Consider the following 5,761-nt stretch of genomic DNA (forward strand, 5'->3'; position numbering starts at 1 on the left):
CTGCCGCCCCCTACTGAGCCGCGTACCCCCCATCCACCAGGTGGTAGCTCCCAGTAATGAAAGTCGCCCGATCCGACAGCAGAAACGCGACCAGCTCCGCCACCTCGTCGGCAAGTCCCAACCGCCCCATCGGGTGCAGGGACACCAGCAGTTCGTGCCCCGCGGCGTCCGTGTTCGACAGCAGGGGTGTCTCGATGAAGCCGGGGCCGACGGAGTTCACCCGAATGCCGTGGCCGGCGTACTCCAGGGCCGCGGTCTTGGTCAGGCCGACGACGCCGTGCTTGGCCGCGCTGTAGGCTGCGGCTCCGGCGAAGCCGTTGGTGCCGAGGATGGATGCCATGTTGACGATGCTGCCGCCGCCCGCTGCCAGCATCGCGGGGATCTCGTAGCGCATGGAGTAGAAGACGCCGTCGAGGTTGGTGGCCAGGACGCGGCGCCAGTCCTCGATCGGGTAGTCGCCGGTGGGGACGGTGGGGCCGGCGATGCCCGCGTTGTTGACCGCCAGGCGCAGCGGGCCCAGGCCCGCGACGGCGGCTGCCACGGCGGACTCGACGGAGGCGGGGTCGGTCACGTCCAGGCGGATGGCCAGCGCGGGGACGCCGGACTCGGCGAGTTCGGTGGCGGCGCGCTCGGCGCCGTCCAGGTCGTGGTCGGCCAGCGCCACGGCGGCGCCGCCGGCGGCCAGGCGGCGGGCGGTCGCCAGGCCGATGCCCGAGGCCGCGCCGGTGACCAGGGCGGTCAGGTCGGCGAACTCGATGCCGGCCGGTTCCAGGTCGATGGTCGCGATGGCCGCCGCGGTGTCGTCGCCGACGCCGGAGCCGGACTCGATGGTCGACGCCTCGCCGTCGGCCAGGTTCTGCGGCGGACTCAGATCACTGTCCATGGTTCGATGCTGCGGGGCGTGCGGGGGTCCGGCAACAGGAACACGGGACGGGCCGGCCGACTCCTCACCGAAGTCGTCGACCGGCCCGCACGCGGCAAAGCGCCGCGGACTGCTAGTGGTCCGTGTGGATCCGCACGTGGCGGAACAGCACGTAGTCGTTCGGGTAGCCGTCGCCGGCCGCGTTCTGGTCGTCCTCGCCGGCCGCGGCGATCTTCTGCAGCACGTCCATGCCGCTGGTCACGACGCCGAACGGCGTGTAGTCCGGCCGCAGCTTGGTGTCCTTCCAGGTGAAGAAGAACTGGCTGCCGTTGGTGTTCGGGCCGGCGTTGGCCATGGCGACGGTGCCGGCCGGGTACGTGGCGCCGGTGAGGTTCTCGTCGTTGAAGGAGTAGCCGGGGCCGCCGCTGCCGGTGCCGGTCGGGTCGCCGCACTGGAGCACCCACAGGCGCTGGGTGGTGAGGCGGTGGCAGTGGGTGCCGTTGTAGTAGCCGTGGTCGATCAGGAAGCGGAAGGAGAAGGTGGTGCAGGGCGCGGCCGAGGTCAGTGCCTTGACAGTGATGTCGCCCTCGCTGGTGTGGAACACCACCGAGTAGGGCTGCGCCGCCTTCTTCGCGTCGAACTGCGGGATGCCCTTGAAGTCGTCGGCGGGCACGGCCGGGACGAAGCCGCAGGGGTCGGCGGCGGTGGTGGCGGCGGTGTGCGCCACGGCGGCCGGAGCCGCGTCGTCAGCGGCGACCACGGTGGCGTGCCCCGGACGCACCGGGGCGGCACCACCGGTGGCTCCGGCGCCCGACGCGGCGGCAACGCTGACGCCGAGCAGCAGGGCCGCCGCCGCGACGAAGCGGCCGGACCGGCTGGAGAGGCGGGATGTCCGCATGTTTCAGCTCCCTGAGAGGTTGGTCAGGACGCTTGGAGCCTTTCCCAGCCGTGTGTCCGCTGTAAACCCCTGATGAGCTTTGCGGGGCGGCAAATGCCGACCGATCGGGTCGAACCGGTCTTCGAATTCTGAGTTGGTGGTCGGGAGCGGTGGTTCGGCAGCGGCGGCCAGCAGCCGATCAGCTGTCGCCGAGCACGGGCAGATCGGCGACCACGGTGCACGAGCCCGGCGCGATCTCGGTGAAGCCGGCGTCGCGCACCAACGGCCGTCCGGAGTCGGCGAGCGCCGGCCACGCGTCCTTCGCCGCGACCCGCACGGCGAGCGGGAAGCCGGCGTCGGCCCACTCCTTGCGCTGCGCGTCGCTCAGGCGCCACCAGGCGATCTGCGCGGCGTGGCCGACCTGGGCCATCGCCTTGCCGGCGGTCATCTCCAGCTCGGGATTCAGCCACAGCACCGGCTGCGAGCCCGGGACGACCGGCGCGGGCGGTTCGGCGTCCTCCAGGTCGGTGCCGGAGACCTGGAGGCGTGCGAGGTCCTTCGGCCACGCGTCGAGCGGGACCGGCGGGTAGACGCGGACCTGCGCCGGGTTGTCCTCGGCAGTGCCGACGACCGTGATGCCCGGCAGCGCTTCGGCACGGGTCCATTCCGCACCGCGGGCGCGGCGCACGACCTTGCGGATGCGGCCGTCGGTCCAGGCGTGGACCAACGGCGTCCACTCCCCGTCGGGCTCGGTGGAGCGGGGGTCGGACAGGAAGGTCAGGACGGCTCGCGCCGACGTCTCCAGCGCGTCAGCGCGCTGTGGAGGCGTCGCGCGCTCGATGCGGACGACCAGCGGCAGGACGTACTGCGGGTTCGCGTCGCGCGCGGCTGCTTCGGCTTCGGTGGCCGCCGCGACGGCGGGCACGGTCGTCGCGATGGGAGCCGTGGGAACAGTCGGCGCGGAGAAGGGGTCGCCGGATTCCATGATCGAGCCAGTCACCCCAGCAGAATATGCGTCAGTCGCCGGGCACGATGACCGCCCGCCCCCGGACCTGGCCGGCGTGCAGCCGCTCGTAGGCCTTCGGCGCCTCGTCCAGGCTGTACGTCTCGACGTGGACCGACACCGATCCGTCGCGCGCCAGGTCGAGCACTTCGATCAGCTCGGCCCGCGTTCCCCAGTACGGCGCCCGGAACGCCGCGTCGTACGGCGTCACGCCGAACCCGACCTGCGCGCTGCCGCCGCCGATGCCGACGATCGTCACGTCGGACTCCACGCCGGCGCAGGCCGAGGCGAGGGCCACGGTAGCCGGCGCGCCGACGAAGTCGAACACCGCCTCGGCGCCGCGGCCGCCGGTCAGCTCCTTCACCGCCGCCGGGGCCTTCTCGTCCGACATCAGCGCCTCGTCCGCACCGACTTCCCGGGCCAGTTCCAGCTTCTCCGGCGCCACGTCCAGCGCCACGACGCGGGCCGGGCTCAGGGCGCGCAGCAGCTGGATCGCGACGTGCCCGAGGCCGCCGGCGCCGATGACCACGGCCGTGCTGCCGCCGACCAGCTTGGGCAGGGCGGTCTTGATCGCGTGGTACGGCGTCAGGCCGGCATCGGTGAGCGGGACGCCGCGCACCGGGTCCAGGCCGCCGAGCGGGACGAGGTGCCGCGCGGAGTCGACGAGCAGGTACTGCGCGATCGCGCCGGGCGCGCCGAGGCCGGGAGGGAAGATCTGGAGCTCGGCGGCGCGCAGGCAGTAGTTCTCCTTGCCCTGCGCGCACATGTGGCACATCCCGCAGCCCCAGGGCCCGTAGACGGCCACGCTGTCGCCGACGGCGAAGCCGCTCGCGCCCTCGCCGAGCGCCGCGACGGTGCCGGCGCCCTCGTGGCCGAGGGTGAGCGGCAGCGGGAAGCGGAGCGCGGCGGCGGGCATGCTCATCACCGCGATGTCGGAGTGGCACACGCCGGCGGCGGTGACCTTCAGCAGGACCTGACCGGGGCCCGGTTCGGGTTCGGGGACGTCGACGACCACCGGGGCGGCTCCGACCGCGGGGTACTGGAGGGCCTTCATCGCGGGACCGCCTTCCGGGTCGGGGTTCGTCGGGGTTCGTCGGGGTTCGTCGGGGTTCGTCGGGCGTTTCTCATGGCACGCCTCAGCGGCGGTCCGGGTCGCGGACCGACGTCCCGAACACCTTGACCCGCCGCTGCTCGGGCCGCAATCGTTCGGCGGTCGCGGGTGGGGGCCGGGCCGCCGATCGGTGGAATCCGGACCGGCCGTCGCGTGTGCTTCCGGGCCTGCCTCCGCGCGTCCGACCTGCGGCGGGAAATCGTGGCCCAACCGTGATGTCAAATGAGGTTATCCGAACATCTTCTCGACTGGGAAGATCCTCGTCTCGTCGATGTCTCGGCGATCTCTCGTCAGTTTCAGGGGTGGGCGTTGCCAGAAGTGCTTGGTCCGGGCGCCGGTCGCAGACGTGCGACCATCGCGGCGTTCTCTGTCGGATGGGTTCTGATCGCGGGTGGGACCGCCGGGGCCGTGGTGGCCGTGGGGCGGGGTCATTCGTCGGGAACGGACGGTGTTTCGCAGGCTGCTGCGACGTCGCCCTCGGGTTCTGGTTCCGCTTCGGGATCCGGGCCTTCGCCGAGCCCTGATTCGAGTTCGTCTTCTTCTCCGCCGGTCCCTTCGTTTTCTTCATCGTCTTCGTCGTCGGCGCCGCCGTCGCCGTCCTCGACGGTGACCGGAAGCGTCTCGAACGGCGTGCACAGCGGCGACATCCGGTACTTCCTACTGCCGGTCCCATCCGACGCCTCGGCGGTCGGCACGCCGGACGGCGACACGTTGACCGCGGCCGCTGCGGCGGCGCCCTACGCGAACAGCTCCGAAGTTCTGAAGTTGCTCGGGCAGGCGGGTTTCAAGGGCGGCGCGACCCGCTCGTACCAGACCGGGGACGCGAAGTACCACGTCACCGTGCGCCTGCTGCACTTCGGCTCGGCGAGCGTCGCACGGGCCTGGGCCGACGCCGACAAGGAGATGCCGGGCTGGTCGGCGTTCGGCATCCCCGGCTATCCGGACGAGAAGGCGTACGACATCCCGCTCGACGCGTCGCTGGGCGAGGCGCGGCTGCGCGCGGTCGGGTTCCGGGGCGACGTGTTCTTCGAGGTCGACGTCTTCGGCCAGCCGCCGGTGGACCACGCGGTGCTGATCGACCGGGTGCGCAAGCAGATCGCCCGGCTGGACTCGGGGAGGTGAGGGCGTGAAGCGACGGACCGGACTGCTGTTCTCCTCGGCGGTCGTGCTCGGGCTGGTCGGCGGCACCGTCGGCGGCTTCCTGATCCAGCGCGCGCGGTCGGCCACGCCGTTGCCGCCGTTCCAGCAGACGCTGGCGGCGGCGGCCGGGTCCGGGATCGCGGACCCGCGCGACGCGACGACGGACGACGGCGCGAAGCTCGACGGCGACCTGCGCGCGGTGCTGCTGGCGAAGCCGGCGGGGGCGAAGGACATGACGGGGTTCGCGCCTCGGGAGTGGTTCACGATCGGGGATCTGGCGGAGTACTACCGGAATCCGTCCAGTGCGCTGATGAAGCTGAACGCGGAGGGGTTCCGGCGTGCGGCGCGGACCGGGTGGACGCTGGCGGACGGGACGTACGTCGAGATCGATCTGGTGCAGTTCCGGACGGTCGCGGGCGCGAAGTTGTTCAGCGCGTCGACGAATTTCCCGGTGGACACGACCCTGCCCGCCATCGCGGGGACGGCTACCGGGGCCGTGGGCAGCCCCGGGGACAAGGACTCCAGTGGGATGTACGCGGCTTACGGGCTGGTGCGGCACGGGGAGTTGGTGGAGCAGGTGTTCGTGAACCGGGCGAAGAGTGCGCCGTCGACGGACGAGGTTGCCGCGGTCACGAGGGATCAGGCGGGACTGTTGTGAGTGAGTCCGGTGATGGGGTTTTGGAGCCGGTGGCGGAGCCTCAGCCGCAAGTGCGGCGGCGCGGGTGGTTCGTGGCCGGCTGGCTGGGGTCGGCGCTGGCGGTCGGGGCG

Annotated in this window: 7 protein-coding genes; 2 read left to right on the forward strand and 5 right to left on the reverse strand. The window is 72.1% G+C overall.

Going from position 1 to position 5,761, the window contains the following annotated elements:
• Positions 1–10: 10 nt before the first annotated feature.
• From GWK61_RS52165 to GWK61_RS52185, 5 genes are all read right to left on the reverse strand, one after another.
• The gene (locus tag GWK61_RS52165) at positions 11–883 is read right to left on the reverse strand and encodes an SDR family NAD(P)-dependent oxidoreductase (protein ID WP_194921670.1); all 873 of its coding nucleotides are present in this window, start codon (positions 881–883) and stop codon (positions 11–13) included.
• A gap of 112 nt (positions 884–995) precedes the next feature.
• Positions 996–1,760, reverse strand: a complete 765-nt coding sequence (locus tag GWK61_RS52170) for a peptidylprolyl isomerase (RefSeq protein WP_194921672.1) — start codon at positions 1,758–1,760, stop codon at positions 996–998.
• 178 nt (positions 1,761–1,938) lie between these two features.
• The gene (locus GWK61_RS52175; protein WP_194921682.1) at positions 1,939–2,724 is read right to left on the reverse strand and encodes a peptidyl-tRNA hydrolase; all 786 of its coding nucleotides are present in this window, start codon (positions 2,722–2,724) and stop codon (positions 1,939–1,941) included.
• 31 nt (positions 2,725–2,755) lie between these two features.
• Entirely contained in the window at positions 2,756–3,796 is a 1,041-nt protein-coding gene (locus GWK61_RS52180) for an NAD(P)-dependent alcohol dehydrogenase (RefSeq protein ID WP_194921674.1), read from the reverse strand.
• Between the two features lie 485 nt (positions 3,797–4,281).
• Positions 4,282–4,500, reverse strand: a complete 219-nt coding sequence (locus tag GWK61_RS52185; RefSeq protein WP_194921676.1) for a hypothetical protein — start codon at positions 4,498–4,500, stop codon at positions 4,282–4,284.
• On the opposite strand from GWK61_RS52185, the gene GWK61_RS52190 reads away from it, so the two are divergent.
• On the forward strand, positions 4,484–4,975 hold the full coding sequence (locus tag GWK61_RS52190; RefSeq protein ID WP_194921678.1) for a hypothetical protein: 492 nt from the start codon (positions 4,484–4,486) through the stop codon (positions 4,973–4,975). The two genes, GWK61_RS52185 and GWK61_RS52190, sit on opposite strands and share 17 nt — an antisense overlap.
• 4 nt (positions 4,976–4,979) lie before the next feature.
• Positions 4,980–5,651, forward strand: a complete 672-nt coding sequence (locus tag GWK61_RS52195; RefSeq protein WP_194921680.1) for a hypothetical protein — start codon at positions 4,980–4,982, stop codon at positions 5,649–5,651.
• Positions 5,652–5,761 lie beyond the last annotated feature (110 nt).

Source organism: Catenulispora rubra (assembly GCF_015356825.1).
GTDB classification, from domain to species: domain Bacteria; phylum Actinomycetota; class Actinomycetes; order Streptomycetales; family Catenulisporaceae; genus Catenulispora; species Catenulispora rubra.

Coding starts and splice junctions, on each gene's coding strand:
- GWK61_RS52165 (WP_194921670.1), bottom strand. CDS start 883: ATGGACAGTGATCTGAGTCCGCCGCAGAACCTGGCCGACGGCGAGGCG.
- GWK61_RS52170 (WP_194921672.1), bottom strand. CDS start 1,760: ATGCGGACATCCCGCCTCTCCAGCCGGTCCGGCCGCTTCGTCGCGGCG.
- GWK61_RS52175 (WP_194921682.1), bottom strand. CDS start 2,724: ATGGAATCCGGCGACCCCTTCTCCGCGCCGACTGTTCCCACGGCTCCC.
- GWK61_RS52180 (WP_194921674.1), bottom strand. CDS start 3,796: ATGAAGGCCCTCCAGTACCCCGCGGTCGGAGCCGCCCCGGTGGTCGTC.
- GWK61_RS52185 (WP_194921676.1), bottom strand. CDS start 4,500: ATGTCGCCGCTGTGCACGCCGTTCGAGACGCTTCCGGTCACCGTCGAG.